This is a genomic window from Croceicoccus estronivorus, assembly GCF_001625325.1.
GTDB classification, from domain to species: Bacteria; Pseudomonadota; Alphaproteobacteria; order Sphingomonadales; family Sphingomonadaceae; genus Caenibius; species Caenibius estronivorus.
Window position 1 is genome coordinate 1 of record NZ_JRQQ01000017.1, and the last position, 18,459, is coordinate 18,459.

The window sequence follows — 18,459 nt, forward strand, 5'->3', positions numbered from 1 at the left end:
GTCGCACTCGATATGATCAAAGAAAAAGAATAATCCAATCGCAACCGTTCGCACTGGATACGGGCCACTCTCACGGGATGGAGTGGCCCGTATCTCGAGCGTGTAAGCGTCGCACATCCTGAAAGGATTGCGCGGCAGTCTTATGTCAAGGCGGGGGGCGAAGCGCGGATTTACCACTTTCCATCGACCATTCTTTATATATCATTGTATATAGATTGAATGGGATTCTCGCCAATGTTCCGCATTTTGAGCCCGCTGCTGGCGGTATTGCTTCTCGTGCTGGGGAGTTGTTCCGATGCCGGGCATGGGCGAGACGAGCCGCCGCTTGTGCTGGCCGCTGCCAGTTTGCAGGAAGCGATGACGGCTGCGGCAGATGCCTGGGCCGGGAAAGGGAATCCGAAGCCGGTCCTGTCGTTTGCGGCCACTTCTGCGCTCGCACGCCAGATCGAGGCCGGGGGGGGAGGGGACATCTTCGTGTCCGCGGACGAAAAATGGATGCGCGAGGTCGCCGAAAAAGACCTGATCGTGCCTGATAGCCGAACTTCGTTTCTGGGCAATGACCTCGTCCTCATAGCTCCGGCAAACAGCAACCTTGCCATACAGATCGCGCCCGGCTTTGCGCTGGGAAATGCTTTGGGCAATGGGCGGCTTGCCATGGCCGATCCCGATGCCGTGCCTGCCGGTCGATACGGCAAACAGGCGCTTGTTTCGCTGGGTGTATGGGAAGCAGTTTCGGGCCGGATCGCAAGCGCGGAAAATGTTCGGGTTGCATTGGCACTTGTCAGTCGGGGGGAAGCGCCGCTGGGTATCGTTTACGCGACCGATGCGATGGCAGAACCGGGAGTGCGCGTGATCGGCACCTTCCCTGAAAATAGTCACACGCCGATCCGTTATCCCCTGGCTCTGCTCAAGACTTCGGACAATTCGAATGCGAAGGCATTCCGCCTGTTTCTCCTGTCATCCGAAGGCAGGGCCATTTTCCAGAGTTTCGGTTTCAGCGTGTTTTGACATTCATGACGCCTATCTCACCTTCCGAATGGGCCGTAGTGGCCCTTTCCCTGAAAGTCAGTTGTGTGGCGATCGTCATCATGCTGCCCGTGTCCTTCGGGTTGGCCTGGCTGCTGGAACGCACACGTATGCCCGGCAAGGTGCTGCTGGATGCGTTTGTGCACCTGCCTCTCGTTCTGCCGCCGGTAGTGACCGGCTGGCTGCTGTTGCTGGCATTCGGCAGCAATGGCCCTGCTGGTCGCTTTCTCGCCGATACAATGGGCATCACTTTGATGTTCCGGTGGACCGGTGCGGCTCTGGCGGCTGCCGTAATGGCTTTGCCGCTGATGGTGCGCGCGATCAGGTTATCGCTGGGCGGAGTAGACCGGAAGCTGGAGGCTGCGGCCCGAACACTAGGAGCAAGCCCATGGCGTACTTTCACATCCATCACGCTGCCATTGGCGATGCCTGGAGTCCTTGCAGCGGTGGTCCTGGGCTTTGCGCGGTCGATAGGGGAGTTCGGAGCTACGATTACGTTTGTATCCAATGTCCCCGGTGAGACGCGCACTTTGCCATTGGCAATTTATACGGCCCTGCAGGTGCCCGGCGGCGAAGGGATCGTGACAAGGCTCGCGCTGATTTCGGTGGCGCTATCCCTGGCCGCGTTGGTCATGTCCGAATGGCTTGTCCGGCGGGGGCGAACCGGGGGGGGCGGGCATGTCCTTTGAGGTCGATGTCTCCATCCGCCGCGGGCAAAGAATTATTGCTGCACGCATTGCTTCCTCGGAAAGTCTCGTCGCCCTGTTTGGCCCATCGGGCGCGGGCAAGACCAGTATTCTGGAGGCTATTGGCGGGCTTCTGCGTCCGGAAAACGGGCGCATCGCGATCGCGGGGCAGGTCCTGTTCGACAGTGCGTCCAGGATCGCCCTGCCACCCGAAAAGCGTGCCTGCGGCTATGTATTTCAGGATGGGCGCCTGTTTCCGCATCTCCGGGTGCGCGATAATCTGCTCTATGGCTGGAAACTGGCCTCCCCAGATCGTCGGTGGCTGACACTGGAAGTCGCAATGGAGTTTCTGGGAATTGCACATTTGCTGGATCGCATGCCGCACACTCTTTCAGGCGGTGAAGCACAGCGGGTAGCGATCGGACGAGCGTTATTGTCCGGCCCGCGTTTTCTCTTGATGGATGAGCCGCTCTCTTCGCTCGATTCCGCCCGACGGCATGAGATCATGCGATTGATTGAGCGGATCCGCGACGAGATGGACATCCCGATCCTTTATGTCAGCCATGACCGTTCCGAGGTGGAACGGCTTGCCTCTACTGTGATTGAGGTGGACTGACTGTCAGGATCTCTGCTGTTCGAGTGGAGCGGGTAAGAGGTTGCATTCCAGAGCTGCCCAATCGGCACCGTTCTCAATCCGCCCGGCCTGCTTTTGCAGCATACGATAGTGTTGCAGGACTTCATGCCCGAAAGAGGTCACACGTGCCCCGCTTCGCGCTGAACCGCTGGGCATCGTAGAGACGAGCGGTTCGCACCAGCAGCGGTTCATGACATCGACCAGCATCCAGGTTCTGCGATAGCTCATTCCCAATGCTCTGCCGGCAGCGGAGATGGACCCTTCTTTCCCGATGGAATCGAGCAGATCCGCTTTTCCCGGACCCATGGCGATTTCGTCGCCGCACATGATCTGGATCTTGATCTTGAGCGTGTTCATGACCGCTGTTCTGACTGAAGCTGTGGGGACGCGCAACGGTATGGTGTCCAGAGAGCCCTGCGGATCGCCGGCGTCCCTGTCAGGGCTGAAACAGAACCCGCGTGGCGGCTGACGCGGCGGATGCACGATTTTCCACACCGACCTTGATGAAAACCTGTTCAAGGTGCTTGTTTACGGTGCGAGCGCTGATGTTGAGTATTTCGCTCATATCCTTGTTGGACTTGCCCCGCGCGGTCCAGAGGAGGACTTCCGCTTCGCGCGGGGTCAGCCCGAAGGCTGCCTGCAACAGGATGGTTTCGTTTCCTTCGGACGAACGATCCAGTCGAAACAGATGATCGCCCCCGCCTGCGTCACCGAGGTGGGCAAGCGAAAACCGGCTGCCATCATCGCCAAATGTGGCGGTGGAACCGGGACTGGATGCAATGTTGTCCTGCACCTGCGTTCGGAGGGCGGCCAGCGTTTCCGGCTCCAGTCGCTCAATCAGCTTTTGCGCCTCGGGCGTAGTCCAGCCAATGGCCCCGGCATTGTTGCAAGTGAACAGAAGTGCCCCCATGCTTTCCAGGCCGGTCAGGGCGCTACGCGCCTTGTGAGCGTTGGCAAGATGGACACGGATGCGTGCGGCCAGTTCGTCCAGCACAATCGGTTTGGAGACATAATCGACGCCGCCTGCTTCCAGGCCCATGACGACGTGTTCGGTGTCGCTGAGGCCGGTCATGAAGATCACGGGGATATCAGCAGCGTTTTCTCTGGCCTTGATGAGGCGGCAGACCGCAAAACCATCGGCACCGGGCATTACTGCATCCAGCAGGATGAGATCGGGAGAAACACTGTCGAGCAGGGTCAGGGCCTGATTCCCGTTCGCGGCCAGTTCCGGGCTGAAACCCTCGCTGGTGGCAAAGCGTTCGAGCATGCTCAGCGTGTCGGGATCGTCATCCACGATAAGAATGACCGGCTTCATGATGTACTGCCCCGGCTATCGAGTTCTTCAAGATCGAGAAGCACGCGAATGCGTTCCAGAAGAACGTCAATGTCGTAGGGCTTGGTCAGGTAATCGTCATGAGGGTCGTCGGCACGGCGGGCTCGCTGGAAATCGTGAACATTGGCGGAAACCATCAGGATAGGCACTGCATCGCCATGGTCCTTGCGGATCGTGCGGGCTGCATCCCATCCATTCATGCCAGGCATGGAGACGTCCATGATAACCAGATCAGGTGGGGTCTGACGAAACCGGTCGAGTGCGGACTGGCCGCTTGCCGCGAAATCGAGCTCGAAACCGCAAGGGGACAAGAGGTCACGGGCGAGATCGAGGTGGGCCGGATCATCATCGACAATCAGGATACGTTTGCGGGGGCCGGAATAGCTATTGGCCAGGGTGGGAACATGGCCCTGACTTTCGGGCGGCTGGGCTTCGGAGAAGAACATCTTGACCTTGAATGTGCTGCCTACGCCGGGGGTGCTTTTGACAGTCAACTGGCCGCCCATGATGTCCACGAGTAAACGGGTGATGGTCAGCCCCAGCCCAACCCCCGGTTGCCCGCGGACCGATTGAATGCGTTCGAAAGGTTCGAATATGCGGTCGAGATAGGCCTCGTCGATGCCCACACCTGTGTCCTGGACTTCGAACTCCGCCACAGGATTGCGCCAGTAGATGTTGAGCGATGCCGTCCCTGCGGGCGTATATTTGATGGCATTGGATATGAGATTGATGAGAATCTGTCGAAGACGCTTCTGGTCGGTGTAAATCCAGGTCGGCAGGTGCGCGGGGCGACTGTGTTCGAACTGAATGCCGCGCGCGGCGGCCTGTACGCGGAACATATCGACGATTTGGGTCAGCAGATCCTGCAGGTTTACCCGTTCCCGCGCGATTCTTACCGATCCGTTCTCGATCCGCGAGACATCGACAAGGCCATCGACCAGGTCGGAAAGGTGGGTTGCACTGCGGCGAATGACCCGGACGGCGTCGCCGACTTCGACATTGCTGTCGCGCTCCATCAATTGGGCATAGCCGGAAATCGCATTCAACGGCGTGCGGATCTCGTGGCTGATACCGATGATGTAACGGCTCTTGGCGAGATTGGCGGCCTCTGCCGCGTTCTTGGCGCGTTGCAGTTCGGCATCCGTGCGGGCGTGTGCTTCGATTTCCTCGATCAATGAAAGCGTTTGCCGTTCGGATTCATTTTCAGCCGCGCGTTGGCTTTCCCGCGCCAGGACGAAATACCAAACGCCGAAGCCTGCCGCGGCCATGAAGCCGACATATACCGCCCACAGGACGCCACTGAGCTTGGCCGCATCGATGCCGGTTGCAAGGCGTTGATAGTAGATCAACAGCAGCACGAGCCCGATCACTGCAATCGTTATCGCGTAGGCGATGAGGAACCGGACAATCCGTGCATAGACGGCATCCGTCAGCGGGGCAGGGACTATTCGCCGTGCTATGGCGACCAGGCGGTTGATCGAGGGGGGCTGGTTCTTGCAGGCATCGTGGCAGCGGGCCTCCAGCGTACAGCATAGCGAACAGATGTTGCCGTCATAGACCGGGCAGAACGCCATATCGGGCGCTTCGAAGGTGTTACGGCAAACTTTGCAGGTACATTCGGGTCCGTCCAGCACATCGCGGGGGCGGGCGATGTAATGTTTTCCGCCAGTGGCCTTCGCGATGACCGGTGCCAGCAGGAACGCCACGGCAAGACCTATCACCGGAGAGAACATCTGAGGGCCGGGCCCGAACAGGCCGGCAAAGCACAGCGTGGAGCAGATGATCGACCCTGCCATCGCGCCGACCCCGACGGGATTGATATCGTAGAGATAGGCACGGCGGAATTCGATGCCCGGCGGGCTCAGGCCCAACGGCTTGTTCACCATCAGATCCGCGATGACCGCCCCGAACCAGGCAACCGCGAAATTGCTGTAAAGCGTCAGGACGCGTTCGACGACATTCTGGATGCCGCCCTGCATGAGCATGAGTGCGATAATGGTGTTGAATACGAGCCAGACCACCCGGCCCGGATGGCGGTGTGTCAAACGGGAAAAGAAGTTCGACGAAGCGATGGACCCGGCATAGGCATTGGTGACGTTGATCTTGATCTGGCACAGCGCGACAAAGACAGCGGTCAGGACGATTGCCCCCGTCTGGTTGGAGAACAGGCCGCCAAAGCTCATGAAATAGAGCATTGCCGGATTACCCGCATCGTTGATGCCCATGCCTTGGCCGAGTGCGATGACTGCAAGGAACGATCCAAGGGCAATCTTGACGCCGCCCAGCAGAATCCATCCTGGCCCGGTGAAGATGAGCGCGGTCCACCAGCGCCGGGCGCTGACCTCCTCCTTCGCAGGGAGGAACCGGAGGTAATCGACCTGTTCCCCGATCTGAGGGAGGAGGGACAGGAAGATGGCAAGCGCTATGGCGAAATTCTGCAACGGTTTCCCTGCCTCGGTGCCGCCGAAATGCACCCACCGTTCCAATCCTTCGGGACCTTGCATGGCGAGGAACAACAACGGCGTGACCTGCAACGCGAGCCAGAATGGCTGAGTCCAGTTCTGCCATTTGCTGATCCGTTTGAAGCCGTAAGCGGCGATGGGAATCACGACCACTGCACTGATGAGGTGCCCGATAGGTAGAGGAATGCCGAAGCACAGTTCCAGCGCGGCGGACAGAATGACTGCCTCGATCGCGAAGAGAATGAAAGTGAAGGAGGCATAGACTGCTGACGTGATGGTGGAGCCGAGATAACCGAATCCCGATCCTCGCGTCAGGAGGTCCATATCGACCCCATAGCGAGCGCCATAGTAGCAGATAGGCAGACCGGTAACGAGGAAGATGGCAGCCGCGACGGCAAGCGCCCAGGCCATGCTGTCGAAGCCATAGCCAATGGTTACAGTCGCGCCGAGCGCCTCGCATGCAAGAAATGCGATGGAGCCCAACGCCGTGTTGGCTACCCATGCGGGCGACCAGATACGCGCACGCATCGCCGTGAAGCGCAGCGCATAATCTTCAAGGGTCTGGTTGTTGACCCATTGGTTATAGCGCCGCCGCGTTCCGACGATGACCTGACGTTTTACGGCAACGTCCGACATCATGCTTTCCGGCTTCACTTCAGGGCCCGTTGCCAATCCTTGAGTGCTCCATCAACCAAGGCCGGCAAGGAGCAGCCCCATGCCTGCTCCGGCCGCGCCGAATATGCGCAATGCGGGCAACGGAAGGATTCGCGACAGCCAGTATCCTCCTGCGTGAAGGATCGCGCTCGAAAGGAAGAAACCTGCCGCGAATAACGCCGGTGCTGCGCCTTGTGGCATCTCGATGCCATGCGCCGCGCCATGCGCATAGCCAAAAGCTGCGACCGGCAAAATGGCGAGTTGTACCGGCGCTTCCAATCGGAATGCCGTGGCAAGGCCAAGTGCGATCAGCGAAACGAGAATGGTGGCTTCGACCAGGGAGCCTGAGATATATCCGGCAGTGAGGAACCCAACCACGAGGCTGGCGAGAAACGTTGCGGGAATGAGCCAGCCGCGCCGTTTGACGAATAGTGCGGCGCCCAGACCAACGAAAAGCATGGCGAGCAGATGGTCAATTCCGGTCAATGGATGCATGATTCCGTTGGCGAAACCATGCGCGCCGTCATGCCCGGGATGGGCCATGGCGCTTGCGGGAAACAATCCGACAGCGAGCGCGGCGAGGCGGGATGGGAGGTGCTTCATGCCGAGTTCCTTTCCGGTAATCCGCCGGTTCTGGCAATGAACCCGGCAATCTCTGCAACGCCTTGGCCTGTGCGGATATTGGTGAAGACGAAAGGCCGCTGACCGCGCATTTTCGCGGCATCGCGATCCATTACCTCAAGACTGGCGCCGACCAGCGGAGCGAGATCAATCTTGTTAATGACCAGCAGATCCGACCGGGTAATACCCGGCCCTCCCTTCCGCGGTATCTTGTCCCCTGCAGAGACGTCGATCACGTAGATCGTGATATCTGCCAGCTCGGGGCTGAAAGTGGCGGCCAGGTTGTCGCCCCCGCTTTCGATCAGAATCAGGTCCAGCGCGGGAAAGCGCGCCTGAAGTTGCCCGACTGCGGCGAGGTTGATCGACGCGTCTTCGCGGATTGCCGTGTGCGGGCACCCGCCGGTTTCCACGCCGACAATCCGTTCCGGAACCAGAGATCCCGCGCGAGTGAGAAATTCGGCATCTTCACGTGTGTAGATGTCGTTGGTGATCGCGGCGATTTCGTAAGTGTCGCGCAGATATTTGCACAACGCGTCCATCAACGCGGTCTTGCCGGAGCCTACCGGGCCGCCAATGCCTACCCGCAATGGGCCGGATGAGGACGGGGGATTTGCCATCGAGTTCATGTGCGAAACAACCTCGTATATTGGGTTTCGTGAGCCATGCAGCCGAGATCGGCGACAAGAGTGCAGCCGCCCATTGCCGCGAAAGGGTCGCCTTCAGGCAGTCCGTGGGCGTTTTCGACCGCCGCAAGGATGGGACCCCGCAATTCGCGCAGTACGGTCTGGCCATCGGTTTGCCCGAGCGGAACAAGCCGTTGGGCGGCGGAAACCAGATTGGAAACGGCTCCGTGCAACCATGCGGTCAGCCCCATGCGCAGGGGAATGCCCCGGCAGGCGAACAACACCGCACTGGCCACGGGGTAGGTCAGGTTCTCATCGGTCAGGCTTTCGAGATAGCAGGAAAATCGCGAGACCCCTGCCGCGCTGATTGCAATCCGCCGGAAAGCCGCACCCTGCGCACAGCTTTCCAGTTGTCGTTCATATCCCGTCTGGGCGGCGACAGCGAGTTCGGCGACGTCGAGCAGCGCCGCGGTGTCGCCAGCGTCGGCCGCGCGCCAGGCATGAACGAAAATCACCAGATCGTTGTGGATCGCACCGTTTTCCAGTGCCGCAACAATCCATTCGAGTGTGGTTTCGCGGTTGGTGACATGACCTTCCTCCACCGCCCACTCCAGCCCGCTCGAATGGGCAAAGGCGCCGATCGGCCATGCCGGAGACATCCAGCTCATCAGGTCGAACAAGTCGGTTTCAGCCATGGATTTGGCTTGCGGTGTGGCTATGATCGTCCTCGTCGTGATGGTGATGCCCATGGCCGAAGCCGCCTTCATAGGCACCGCCTTCGGGATCGAATGGGGCTATCACAGGGCTGCATTGCCCGCCGAGACCCGCGACCATCTCCGCAATCACATGATCCTGTCGGATACGTATGGTTCCGCCACAGGTGCCGGGCAGCAGCTGCGTCGGCAGGTGGCGGTTCCCCAGATGCCAGGCAATGCGGACCATGTGGGCATCCGATGTCGCGCTGATTTCGATCAGCGGCTCCCCCATGGCTTCCACTTTCACCATGGCGCCGTCCTCCAGCCTCAGCCAGTCGCCATCGCGCAGATGCACGGGGCGAGGCATGTCGAGAAGGATGGTCTGTCCGGCACGGGTGGTAAAGACCATGCGGCGGCGGTTGCGCTGGTCATGGTCCAGGCGAACAGTATCGCATGGTTCTCCATGGCCGTGCTTTTCGATGGCGGTGATCCTGCGCATAGCGGCCTCTCTCAGTACAGGTGGTAGAGCTGCGTGAGCGGCAGCTCTGTCGCGGGCTCGCAAGTCAGCAGCTCTCCATCGGCGCGTACCTCGTACGTTTCCGCGTCGATTTCGAGGTGTGGCAGCGCATCGTTCAATTTCATCTGGGCCTTACCGATTCCGCGGGTTCCGGTGACGGGCAGAACAGTGCGTTGAAGCCCCAATTCCGCTGCTATCCCCGCATCGTAGGCTGCCTGGCTGACGAAGGTGATACAGCTTGCGGCCATCGCCTTTCCGAAGCTGCCGAACATCGGACGGGAATGGACCGGTTGCGGGGTCGGGATGCTCGCATTGGGATCGCCCATCATTGCCTGCACGATCATCCCCCCTTTGAGAACAAGGTCGGGCTTCGCGCCGAAAAATGCAGGATTCCAGAGGACCAGATCGGCCAGTTTGCCGACTTCGACAGAACCGACTTCCCGCGCCATGCCTTGCGCAATCGCGGGATTGATCGTGTATTTTGCGATATAGCGGCGCACCCGCAGGTTGTCGTTGTTTTGACTGTCTCCGGGGAGGGTGCCGCGTTGCTGCTTCATCTTGTGCGCGGTTTGCCAGGTGCGCGTGATCACCTCACCGACCCGGCCCATGGCCTGACTGTCGGAGGAAATGATCGAGAGCGCCCCCATGTCGTGAAGGATGTCTTCCGCCGCGATTGTCTCTTTGCGGATACGGCTTTCGGCAAAGGCTAGATCTTCCGGAATCGATGGGTCTAGGTGATGGCAAACCATCAGCATATCGAGGTGTTCTTCGATCGTGTTGACAGTGAAGGGCATCGTTGGATTGGTCGAAGATGGAATTACGTTGGCAAATCCCGCCAGCTTGAGAATGTCTGGTGCATGGCCTCCACCAGCGCCTTCCGTATGGAAGGCATGGATCGTCCGCCCTTTGAACGCGGCAATCGTGTCGTCGACGAAGCCGCTTTCGTTGAGCGTGTCTGTATGGATCATAACCTGCACGTCCATGCGGTCGGCAACGTCGAGGCAGCAATCTATGGCCGCGGGTGTCGTGCCCCAGTCTTCGTGCAGCTTGAGCGCGGCGGCACCGGCTTTGACCTGTTCGACCAATGCCGCGGGGTCACTGGCATTGCCCTTGCCCGCGAAGGCGAAGTTGATGGGCAGCCCTTCCGCCGCGAGCAACATGCGCTGAATATGCCATGGGCCCGGTGTGCAGGTTGTGGCGTTGGTGCCGGTAGCCGGGCCGGTACCGCCGCCAACGAAGGTGGTGACGCCGCTGGCCAGCGCTTCTTCCACTTGCTGGGGGCAGATATAGTGGATGTGGGCATCGAACCCTCCGGCGGTAACGATCCTGCCTTCACCTGCGATCACTTCCGTGCCGGGCCCAATAACGATGTCCACACCCGGCTGAATATCGGGATTGCCCGCCTTGCCGATGGCGGCAATACACCCACCTTTGAGCGCGATGTCCGCCTTGTAAATGCCGGTCCAGTCCACAATCACGGCATTCGTGATAACCGTATCTGCAGCGCCTCCGGCATTTGTGACCTGACTTTGGCCCATGCCGTCGCGGATTACCTTGCCGCCACCGAATTTGACTTCCTCGCCCAGAGTGGTGGCGTCGCTTTCGATTTCGATGATGAGGTTGGTATCAGCCAGACGCATGCGGTCCCCGGTCGTGGGGCCGAACATGTCGGCATAAGCGGCGCGAGACATGCGATAGGGCATCAGTCTGCCTCCTTGTCCGCAGCTTCGTCCACCGGGCCCATAACTTTGCCTTGAAAACCGGTGACGATCCGGGCCCCACGCAGCGGGACAAGGTTTACTTCACGGGACTGACCCGGCTCGAAGCGCACGGCGGTTCCCGCAGGAATGTCGAGCCGTTTACCGGTCGCGGTCTTGCGGTCGAATACCAGCCCTTCGTTCGCTTCCGCGAAATGATAATGGCTACCGACCTGAATAGGGCGATCCCCCGCATTGGCGACTTTCAAAGTCGTGACGGGAGAACCGGCATTTAGTTCATGTTCTCCATCCGCGGCAATGATTTCGCCCGGGATAATCGCGTCAACGGATCGGGTCATGTACGCTCACCAGCTTGGTTCCGTCCGGGAAAGTCGCTTCCACCTGGACGTCGTGGAGCATTTCGGCCACGCCGCTCATGACCTGATCCGCAGTGAGGATGTGCGCGCCTGCCTCCATCAGATCGGCCACGCTGCGCCCGTCCCGTGCGCCTTCGAGCACGAAATCGGAAATGAGAGCGACCGCTTCGGGGTAGTTGAGCTTAACATTACGCTCGAGCCTGCGGCGAGCGACTATCGCGGCCAGCGACAGCATCAGTTTGTCCTTCTCGCGGGGGGTCAGGTTCATGTCAGCACCTCCAGACGCGGGGCAGGGGCCGCCCTTCGCAGAGAACGGCAAGGGCGGTGGCAATGTCGTGACGCAAGGTGTCGCAATCGGGGGCTAGCAGGCGTACTGCGAGCAGTCCGTTCCACGAACTGGCCGCAGCCTTCCCCCTTGCCTGCTGAAGCGCGTCACGAACCGGCTCCAGCAATCCGCTTGCCCCGTCGGATGCATGAACCAGCACCGCCATCGCCATCGCGCCGCCCCCGATTGCTGCGCGCTGCATGAGCGCGGCGATATCGCCGTCTAGCGCAAGCGTATCGGCATAGATCAATTTCCCGCTGCGCCAGATCCGCATCCGGTCACGCAACGAACCGCGCCGAACCGTTTCACCCATTGCCTGTCGCCCGAGAACTAGCGCTTCGACGCCCAGAAAGGTGACGTTCTCTGCCAGCACGATTTGCGCTTCCCGCTGCAGCTGACAACCGTCGAACAGGATGGTTTCCTGAGGCAGCCATTCTGCCCGTGCGCCACGCGCCACTTCAAGGTGAGTGGCAATGGTGCTGCCTTGCGCAACGGCACGATAGACTTTTTCGGCGGCCTGGGTGGTGACAGTGGCAAAGCTGTCTTCATCCCATGTGACGCGCTGATCCAGTCGATCGCCTTCGGCGAGGCCGCCCGCCGTGTTCATCAGCACGGCGCAGGGCGCTTCGTTCCCGCTTGGGCGGGGCACGCGAAGCCGCAGGCACCCGGACTGATAGGCTCGCCCAATTCGCAGACGGCCGTCCCGGTTATGGAATGACAGGTCGACAGCCCCCTTGCTGCGCAAGGAATGCGGCACTGCGGCCTGCGCTTTGCGAAGCCATGCGGGGCTGTCTGAATAGGCCGTATCTATAGCCCGGTGCACGTGGGGATGTCTCCTGTGAGCCATGCGATTTGCGTTTGCAGCATGAGAATTCACCCATTGGCTGCGAAGTCACATGGGGCATTTGACGTATGGACAGGAGGTAAGGTCCGGAAACTTCGTCCAGCAGCCACACGACCTACGTCAAATGCCCCATGGCGCTCTGCTGCTGCACTGCACAATCTCTGCGCATTGCCGGCTCGGAATTTCCCGATCGGTATGGTTTCAGCGGAGGGAAATATATGATTCTATGGAAGAAAGCCTCGCTTGTGGGGGCCGCGCTCGTTACCGGCGCGACGGCCATGGCCGGCCCAGCCCTGGCAGACGAGTTGCCGGTCAAGATAACGGGGGGCGTTACTTTTCTAACCGACTATCGCCTGCGCGGGGCCTCGCTCAGCGACACGGAACCGGTGATTCAGGGATCGGTCGAGGCGAGCGTTCCGCTGAGTGAACAGGTCAGCGTGTTCGCAGGCGTCTGGGGCTCCAGTCTGGATAAGGACGCAGGTGCCGGTTCCATGGAAACCGATCTCTATGCGGGACTGCAGGGTTCGTTTGGCGATGTCAGCGTGCGGGCGCGTTATCTCCGGCTCGTGTTCCATGACGCCAAGGATATTGACTTCGACCAGTTCGAAGTCGGCCTGAGCGCACCTGTCGGCCCGTTCAGTATCGGCGTGGGCGGCGTGCATGACGAATACAACGGCGGAGGCCACAGCACTTACGTCTACAGTAGTGCGTCATATCCGATTGCCGACACCGGGTTCGCAGTGAAGGGCCTGGTTGGATACGAAGACGGCACCAACTGGGACGACAAGGTCAACTGGTCGCTCGGGCTCAGCTATTCCAAGGGGCCGTTCGTGGTTGGGGCCGACTACATCGACACTAACCGCTTCTCTGCCGCATCGGATGGCAAGAACCGCGCAGGGGGCACGGTCGTCGCCTATGTCGGCGGGCGTTTCTGACAGTACCCGATCATCCATCAACCGGATCGCCCGGGTGGCGGTCCATGCAAGGGATTCAGAACATGAATATCATGACAAAGAGGACGTTCCTCGCCGCTGCGCTGGTGTGCACGGCAATGCTGGGGGCCTGTTCCAAGGGCAGTGAAGAGGCATCGCCCGCGGCGGACGCCGGTGGTGATGCCGTCAAGGTCGGCGTGCTTCATTCGCTGTCCGGCACGATGGCCATCAGCGAAGTTACCGTGAAGAATGCCACTCAACTGGCGATCGACGAGATCAACGCCGCAGGCGGCGTGATGGGCAAGCAGATTGCTCCGGTTATCGAGGACGGGGCATCCGACCCGGCGATCTTCGCGCAGAAGGCCTCCAAGCTGATCGAGAACGATGGCGTGGTTACCGTTTTTGGCGGGTGGACCTCTGCCAGTCGCAAGGCCATGCTGCCGGTCTTCGAAAAGACCAAGAACCTGTTGTGGTATCCGGTGCAGTTCGAAGGCAACGAATGTTCCGCGAACATCATGTATTCCGGTGCGCAGCCGAACCAGCAGGCGCTGCCTGCCTATGACTGGGCAAAGGAACAGGGTTACAAGAAAATGTTCCTGGTCGGATCGGACTATGTCTATCCGCGCACTGCCAACCTGATTTTGAAAAAGCATATCGAGAAGGATGGCCTGACCCTGTCGGGTGAGGAATACCAGCCATTGGGCGGCACGGAATTCTCTGGCGTTGTGGGCAAGATCAAGGCCGCCAAGCCCGACATCATCTTCAACACGCTCAACGGCGACAGCAACGTGGCATTCTTCAAGCAGATGGCTGCGGCTGGCATGGGCCCGAAAGTGGTTCCGGTGATGTCGTTCTCCATCGGCGAACAGGAAGCAATGGCCATGGGCCCGTCGCTGGTCGAAGGCGGCTATGCCGCGTGGAATTATTTCCAGAGCCTCGACAACGAAGAGAACAAGAAGTTCGTTGCTGCCTACAAGGCGAAATTTGGCGGTGATTCCGTGATTACCGATCCGATGGTGCACGGCTATCTCGACGTTTACGCCTGGAAGGCCGCGGTGGAAAAGGCCGGCAGTACCGATCCGGATAAGGTGCGCGCAGCCGCCGTTACGCTGGATGCGATCCCGACCCCGTTGGGCATGGCCAAGTTCATGGACAACAACAGCCTGATCCAGACAGCCTACATCGGCCAGTCGCAGGCTGATGGCCAGTTCAAGATCCTCTGGTCTTCAAAGGAAGCGATCAAGCCCGATCCCTACGATCCGGTCACCTTCCCGGGCAAGACCTGCAAGATCGGATGATGTGAGAACAGCGGCATCATCTGTGGCGCGGTGACCCCGCCGCCTGCCCCGGGAGCGCTCCACCGCCCCGGGGCAGAAAGGGGCTCTGCCGTCCGACATCCAGACAGCCGAAATCCAGACAGGGGGCATGACATGGACGCAATCTTTCTAACCGGGCAGCTCTTCAACGGCTTCAGCGTCGCGTCGCTCTATGTGCTGGCGGCGCTGGGGCTGGCGCTCAGTTTCGGGCTCATGCGGGTCATCAACATGGCCCATGGCGAAATCCTGATGCTGGGCGGTTATCTCGCCTATATGGCGATGAGCCTGTTTCCGGGGCCGTTGGGCCTCTTCGTGGCCATGATCTTCGCTTTCCTCGGTGCCGGAATTTTCGGTGGCTTTCTGGAAATATCGCTGGTCAGCAAATTGACTGCGAGACCGCTCGATACCCTGCTTGCGACTTGGGGTGTCAGTCTCATCATGCAGCAGGCGGCTCGTGACCTGTTCGGTGCGACTGGCGTTTCCGTGACTGCACCGGCCTGGCTCGACGGCGGGTTGACTCTCGCGGGCCTCCAGCTGCCGACCTTGCGCCTGTTCATTCTCGTCAGTGCCATCGGGGTGCTGCTCGGTATGGCGGCAATCCTTCGTTATACCCGGATCGGCCTGCTGGTTCGCGCGGTCAACCAGGATCGTCCGACCGCCGCGGCGATGGGGGTGAACGTGCGCCTCGTCGATTGCTTTGTCTTCGCGCTCGGCGCGGCTGTTGCGGGTCTTGGTGGTGTCGTTTTGGCCTTGCTTGGGCCGGTGACGCCCAGTGTCGGGCAGAGCTATATCGTCACCGCTTTCCTTGTCGTCATCCTTGGCGGGCTCGGCAGCATTGTCGGCACGACGATTGCCGCGCTGATTATCGGCCTGATTACGGCACTCTCGCAAATCTTCGTCGATGTCAGTTTCGCGCAAGTCCTGACCTTGCTGTTTGTCATCGTCTTTCTCCAGTTCCGGCCGCAGGGCGTTATCGCCGTCAAATCGCGTGCCCTCGATGCAGAATAGGATCGCAGCGATGCCAACAACCTTTCCTGCCAAGGCGCTTGCAGGGGGCATATTCCTTGCCCTCGCGGTGGCTGCACCGTGGTTGCTCACGCCTTATGACCTCAATCTTCTGGGGCGTTTCCTTGCCTTGTCTTTGACGGCAATGGGCCTTGTTCTCTTATGGGGGGAGGGCGGCATTCTCAGCCTTGGACAAGGGGTGTTCTTCGGTATCGGCGGCTATGCCATTGCCATGCATCTCAAGCTGGCGGACCTGGGGCCGGATGAACTGCCCGACTTCATGGTCTGGACCGGGGTGGAGAAACTTCCCTGGTGGTGGGAATTGCTTCACAGCCCGATCCTGGCGATCATTGCCGTGCTGGTGGTCGCGCCACTGGTCGCGGGATTGATCGGCTGGGCCATGTTCAGGCGGCGGATCGGGGGCGTTTACTTTGCGCTGATTACCCAGGCGCTCGCACTGGCATTCGCGACTTTGTTGATTAGCCAGCAGGATATGACGGGCGGTTTCAACGGCCTGACCGATTATCACACACTGTTCGGGTTCAACCTCAACCTGCCATCGACTGCGGTAGGGCTCTATTTCGCGACACTGATCCTTGCGGTGTGTTCTCTCTTCGGTCTGCGCTGGTTGATTGCATCGCGCTTTGGCAAGCTGTTGCGGGCCAGCCGCGATGGTTCGAACCGGATGCGTTTCCTCGGTTACGATCCGGCGCCATACAAGATCATTGCCTTTACCGTCGGCGCCCTGCTGGCCAGCGTATCGGGGGCGCTGTTCACACTGCATGCCGGGGTGATCTCACCCGCGCTGGTTGGCGTCGTGCCTTCGATCGAAATGGTGATCTGGGCGGCAATCGGCGGACGTCATAGCGTCGCCGGGGCACTTGCCGGGGCATTGTTCGTCAATTTCGCCAAAGACAAGATCTCTACCGCGTTCCCGGAATTGTGGCTCTATTTCCTGGGCCTGATGTTCATTGTCGCGGTTACTGTCCTGCCCAAGGGGATCGCGGGGCTGTTCGGGGCAGACCATCCGTTCAGGGCCCTGCGCAAGGGGGATATGTTCGCCCGCTGGCGCAAAGACAAGGCGCTGCAGAGGTATTCCGCCACTGAAACCGCGCCCCCACAAATGGAGGCAGGCGCATGAGTGCCCCGATGCTGGAACTGCGCAATGTCGTTGTCGATTTTGACGGCTTCAAGGCGATCAACGACCTTAGCCTGACGATAGAAAGCGGCAGCATGACAGTGGTGATCGGCCCCAACGGGGCGGGCAAATCCACGATGTGCGATTCAATCATCGGTCGCGTGCGTCCCACGACCGGCACCGTTCTTTTTCGCGGGCAGGAAATTCAGGCCAAGCCGGAACACGATATCGTCGGGCTTGGCATCTGCCGGAAATTCCAGACGCCCGGTGTACTCGTGGCGCTATCGGTAATCGACAACCTCACTATTGCTGCAACGAAAGACAGGCGTTGGTGGACCAAGTTTGGCCGCAAGGGTGAGGCTGCCGCGAGGGAACGGGCCGAAGATATCCTTGAAATGGTGGGGCTGGGGCCTCGCCGGGACGAGCTTGCCGGAAATCTGTCGCATGGTGAGAAACAATGGCTGGAGATCGGCATGGTCGTGGCGACCGATGCGGAACTCCTGCTGCTCGATGAGCCTACGGCGGGTATGGGCGCGGCGGAAAGCACGCAGACTGCCGAAATCGTCAAGGCGCTGGTCGGCAAGCATGCGGTGCTGGTCATCGACCATGACATCGATTTCGTTGCCCAGTTGGGGGGGCACGTGGTGGTGCTCCACCAAGGGCAATTGTTGCGGGAAGGGACCTTGGCGGAAATTCGCGCGGATGAGGAAGTCGCCGCAATCTATCTCGGGAGGGCATGATGGCCGTTGAAATGCCGAACCAGTTGCTCAACCTGCGGACAGTGAGCACAGCCTATGGCAAAGGTCAGGTCTTGTGGGAAATCGCGTTCGATCTCGACAAGGGGGACGCCGCAACCATTTTGGGCCGTAACGGAGTCGGCAAGACGACCTTGCTGAAAACGATCATGGGGCAGTTGCCTGTCCTGGGAGGCCACATTTACTGGCACGGCGATGAAGTGACAGCGATGAAGGCGCATCAAAGGTCGCGCGCCGGGATCGGTTTTGTCCCGCAGGGACGCCACGTTTTTCCGCATCTTACGGTTCGGGAAAATCTCGAGGTTGGCTTGTCTGCGTTGGCCCGGAAGGGTTTTTCCGGTCCCCGCAAAATACCCGACATGGTGTTCGAACTGTTCCCCAAGCTGACGCAGATCGCCGACCGCAAGGCAGGCGTTCTCTCAGGGGGTGAGCAACAGCAACTGGCCATCGGGCGAGCCCTGGCGGGGCAACCGGAACTCCTGCTGCTGGACGAGCCGACAGAGGGGATTCAGCCCAATATCGTGCAGCAGATCGAAGATGCACTGATGCGGGTGCGCAAGGAACTGGGCGTTGCGATCCTGATCGTGGAGCAAAATCTCGATTTCGCATGGTCATTTGCCGATCGCTTTTTTGTGATGCAGAGGGGACGCATCATCAAGGAGGGGCGCACTGACACTTCGCCTGCCGATGAAGTGGCTTCCCTGATCCACGTTTAGAGCGGTGTGTCTGAGCCGAAAATCGCGTTGATTTAGGTGCCTGCAGAAACAGCTTGTCTATAGTGGCCAGGAAATTCAGGCGAAACTTGCGCATCCAGGCTGG

At 59.9% G+C, this 18,459-nt stretch carries 20 protein-coding genes; 9 read left to right on the forward strand and 11 right to left on the reverse strand.

All coding sequences use genetic code 11. The features are described 5' to 3' along the window. The first annotated feature begins 234 nt into the window (after positions 1-234). The 3 genes from modA to MB02_RS16970 are packed head-to-tail and all read left to right on the forward strand — an operon-like array spanning position 235 to position 2,328. Positions 235-1,008: a molybdate ABC transporter substrate-binding protein gene (gene modA, locus MB02_RS16960; protein ID WP_067540684.1), complete on the forward strand. Its 774-nt coding sequence runs from the start codon at positions 235-237 to the stop codon at positions 1,006-1,008. A 5-nt stretch (positions 1,009-1,013) separates the two neighbouring features. Beyond that, on the forward strand, positions 1,014-1,715 hold the full coding sequence (modB, locus tag MB02_RS16965) for a molybdate ABC transporter permease subunit (protein WP_067540687.1): 702 nt from the start codon (positions 1,014-1,016) through the stop codon (positions 1,713-1,715). After that, entirely contained in the window at positions 1,705-2,328 is a 624-nt protein-coding gene (locus MB02_RS16970) for a molybdenum ABC transporter ATP-binding protein (RefSeq protein ID WP_067540690.1), read from the forward strand. The genes modB and MB02_RS16970 overlap by 11 nt, the downstream gene beginning before the upstream one ends. Before the next feature lie 3 nt (positions 2,329-2,331). Here the strand turns inward: MB02_RS16970 and MB02_RS16975 are convergent, their stop codons facing one another. The 11 genes from MB02_RS16975 to MB02_RS17025 form a co-directional block, all read right to left on the reverse strand. Continuing rightward, positions 2,332-2,703, reverse strand: a complete 372-nt coding sequence (locus MB02_RS16975; protein ID WP_067540693.1) for a winged helix-turn-helix domain-containing protein — start codon at positions 2,701-2,703, stop codon at positions 2,332-2,334. A gap of 79 nt (positions 2,704-2,782) precedes the next feature. After that, a complete protein-coding gene (locus tag MB02_RS16980) occupies positions 2,783-3,661 on the reverse strand; it encodes a response regulator (protein WP_067540696.1) in 879 nt (292 codons plus the stop codon). After that, a complete protein-coding gene (locus MB02_RS16985) occupies positions 3,658-6,813 on the reverse strand; it encodes a hybrid sensor histidine kinase/response regulator (RefSeq protein WP_235829566.1) in 3,156 nt (1,051 codons plus the stop codon). Before MB02_RS16985 ends, MB02_RS16980 begins: the two co-directional genes overlap by 4 nt. Before the next feature lie 15 nt (positions 6,814-6,828). Next, positions 6,829-7,398 (reverse strand): HupE/UreJ family protein, encoded by a 570-nt coding sequence (locus MB02_RS16990; RefSeq protein ID WP_067540699.1) that lies wholly within the window; start codon positions 7,396-7,398, stop codon positions 6,829-6,831. Then, on the reverse strand, positions 7,395-8,033 hold the full coding sequence (gene ureG, locus MB02_RS16995; protein ID WP_407919344.1) for an urease accessory protein UreG: 639 nt from the start codon (positions 8,031-8,033) through the stop codon (positions 7,395-7,397). Before ureG ends, MB02_RS16990 begins: the two co-directional genes overlap by 4 nt. 5 nt (positions 8,034-8,038) lie before the next feature. Beyond that, complete coding sequence (locus tag MB02_RS17000) at positions 8,039-8,806, reverse strand: urease accessory protein UreF (protein WP_235829567.1); 768 nt, start codon at positions 8,804-8,806, stop codon at positions 8,039-8,041. Continuing rightward, a complete protein-coding gene (locus MB02_RS17005; protein WP_067540708.1) occupies positions 8,727-9,233 on the reverse strand; it encodes an urease accessory protein UreE in 507 nt (168 codons plus the stop codon). Before MB02_RS17005 ends, MB02_RS17000 begins: the two co-directional genes overlap by 80 nt. Before the next feature lie 11 nt (positions 9,234-9,244). Continuing rightward, positions 9,245-10,954, reverse strand: a complete 1,710-nt coding sequence (gene ureC / locus MB02_RS17010) for an urease subunit alpha (RefSeq protein WP_067540711.1) — start codon at positions 10,952-10,954, stop codon at positions 9,245-9,247. Beyond that, entirely contained in the window at positions 10,954-11,307 is a 354-nt protein-coding gene (locus MB02_RS17015; RefSeq protein ID WP_067540715.1) for an urease subunit beta, read from the reverse strand. The genes ureC and MB02_RS17015 overlap by 1 nt, the downstream gene beginning before the upstream one ends. Continuing rightward, entirely contained in the window at positions 11,291-11,593 is a 303-nt protein-coding gene (locus MB02_RS17020; protein ID WP_067540718.1) for an urease subunit gamma, read from the reverse strand. Before MB02_RS17020 ends, MB02_RS17015 begins: the two co-directional genes overlap by 17 nt. Before the next feature lies 1 nt (position 11,594). Further along, positions 11,595-12,473, reverse strand: a complete 879-nt coding sequence (locus MB02_RS17025; RefSeq protein ID WP_235829568.1) for an urease accessory protein UreD — start codon at positions 12,471-12,473, stop codon at positions 11,595-11,597. Positions 12,474-12,712: 239 nt separating this feature from the next. On the opposite strand from MB02_RS17025, the gene MB02_RS17030 reads away from it, so the two are divergent. The 6 genes from MB02_RS17030 to urtE all read left to right on the forward strand — a co-directional run bounded on the left by MB02_RS17030 (position 12,713) and on the right by urtE (position 18,356). Then, positions 12,713-13,429 (forward strand): TorF family putative porin, encoded by a 717-nt coding sequence (locus MB02_RS17030; protein ID WP_067540777.1) that lies wholly within the window; start codon positions 12,713-12,715, stop codon positions 13,427-13,429. Positions 13,430-13,491: 62 nt separating this feature from the next. Then, entirely contained in the window at positions 13,492-14,724 is a 1,233-nt protein-coding gene (urtA, locus tag MB02_RS17035) for an urea ABC transporter substrate-binding protein (RefSeq protein ID WP_067540721.1), read from the forward strand. Positions 14,725-14,856: 132 nt separating this feature from the next. Further along, the gene (urtB, locus tag MB02_RS17040) at positions 14,857-15,750 is read left to right on the forward strand and encodes an urea ABC transporter permease subunit UrtB (protein ID WP_067540724.1); all 894 of its coding nucleotides are present in this window, start codon (positions 14,857-14,859) and stop codon (positions 15,748-15,750) included. Positions 15,751-15,760: 10 nt separating this feature from the next. After that, positions 15,761-16,888 (forward strand): urea ABC transporter permease subunit UrtC, encoded by a 1,128-nt coding sequence (urtC, locus tag MB02_RS17045; RefSeq protein ID WP_067540727.1) that lies wholly within the window; start codon positions 15,761-15,763, stop codon positions 16,886-16,888. Next, positions 16,885-17,625, forward strand: coding sequence for an urea ABC transporter ATP-binding protein UrtD (gene urtD, locus MB02_RS17050; protein WP_067540730.1), 741 nt, complete (start codon positions 16,885-16,887; stop codon positions 17,623-17,625). The genes urtC and urtD overlap by 4 nt, the downstream gene beginning before the upstream one ends. Then, entirely contained in the window at positions 17,622-18,356 is a 735-nt protein-coding gene (urtE, locus tag MB02_RS17055; protein ID WP_235829569.1) for an urea ABC transporter ATP-binding subunit UrtE, read from the forward strand. Before urtD ends, urtE begins: the two co-directional genes overlap by 4 nt. Positions 18,357-18,459 lie beyond the last annotated feature (103 nt).

Coding starts and splice junctions, on each gene's coding strand:
- modB (WP_067540687.1), top strand. CDS start 1,014: ATGACGCCTATCTCACCTTCCGAATGGGCCGTAGTGGCCCTTTCCCTG.
- ureC (WP_067540711.1), bottom strand. CDS start 10,954: ATGCCCTATCGCATGTCTCGCGCCGCTTATGCCGACATGTTCGGCCCC.
- MB02_RS17015 (WP_067540715.1), bottom strand. CDS start 11,307: ATGACCCGATCCGTTGACGCGATTATCCCGGGCGAAATCATTGCCGCG.
- MB02_RS17030 (WP_067540777.1), top strand. CDS start 12,713: ATGATTCTATGGAAGAAAGCCTCGCTTGTGGGGGCCGCGCTCGTTACC.
- MB02_RS16975 (WP_067540693.1), bottom strand. CDS start 2,703: ATGAACACGCTCAAGATCAAGATCCAGATCATGTGCGGCGACGAAATC.
- urtB (WP_067540724.1), top strand. CDS start 14,857: ATGGACGCAATCTTTCTAACCGGGCAGCTCTTCAACGGCTTCAGCGTC.
- urtD (WP_067540730.1), top strand. CDS start 16,885: ATGAGTGCCCCGATGCTGGAACTGCGCAATGTCGTTGTCGATTTTGAC.
- ureG (WP_407919344.1), bottom strand. CDS start 8,033: ATGGCAAATCCCCCGTCCTCATCCGGCCCATTGCGGGTAGGCATTGGC.
- MB02_RS16980 (WP_067540696.1), bottom strand. CDS start 3,661: ATGAAGCCGGTCATTCTTATCGTGGATGACGATCCCGACACGCTGAGC.
- urtC (WP_067540727.1), top strand. CDS start 15,761: ATGCCAACAACCTTTCCTGCCAAGGCGCTTGCAGGGGGCATATTCCTT.
- urtE (WP_235829569.1), top strand. CDS start 17,622: ATGATGGCCGTTGAAATGCCGAACCAGTTGCTCAACCTGCGGACAGTG.
- MB02_RS17000 (WP_235829567.1), bottom strand. CDS start 8,806: ATGAAGGCGGCTTCGGCCATGGGCATCACCATCACGACGAGGACGATC.
- MB02_RS16970 (WP_067540690.1), top strand. CDS start 1,705: ATGTCCTTTGAGGTCGATGTCTCCATCCGCCGCGGGCAAAGAATTATT.
- MB02_RS17020 (WP_067540718.1), bottom strand. CDS start 11,593: ATGAACCTGACCCCCCGCGAGAAGGACAAACTGATGCTGTCGCTGGCC.
- MB02_RS16990 (WP_067540699.1), bottom strand. CDS start 7,398: ATGAAGCACCTCCCATCCCGCCTCGCCGCGCTCGCTGTCGGATTGTTT.
- modA (WP_067540684.1), top strand. CDS start 235: ATGTTCCGCATTTTGAGCCCGCTGCTGGCGGTATTGCTTCTCGTGCTG.
- urtA (WP_067540721.1), top strand. CDS start 13,492: ATGAATATCATGACAAAGAGGACGTTCCTCGCCGCTGCGCTGGTGTGC.
- MB02_RS17005 (WP_067540708.1), bottom strand. CDS start 9,233: ATGCGCAGGATCACCGCCATCGAAAAGCACGGCCATGGAGAACCATGC.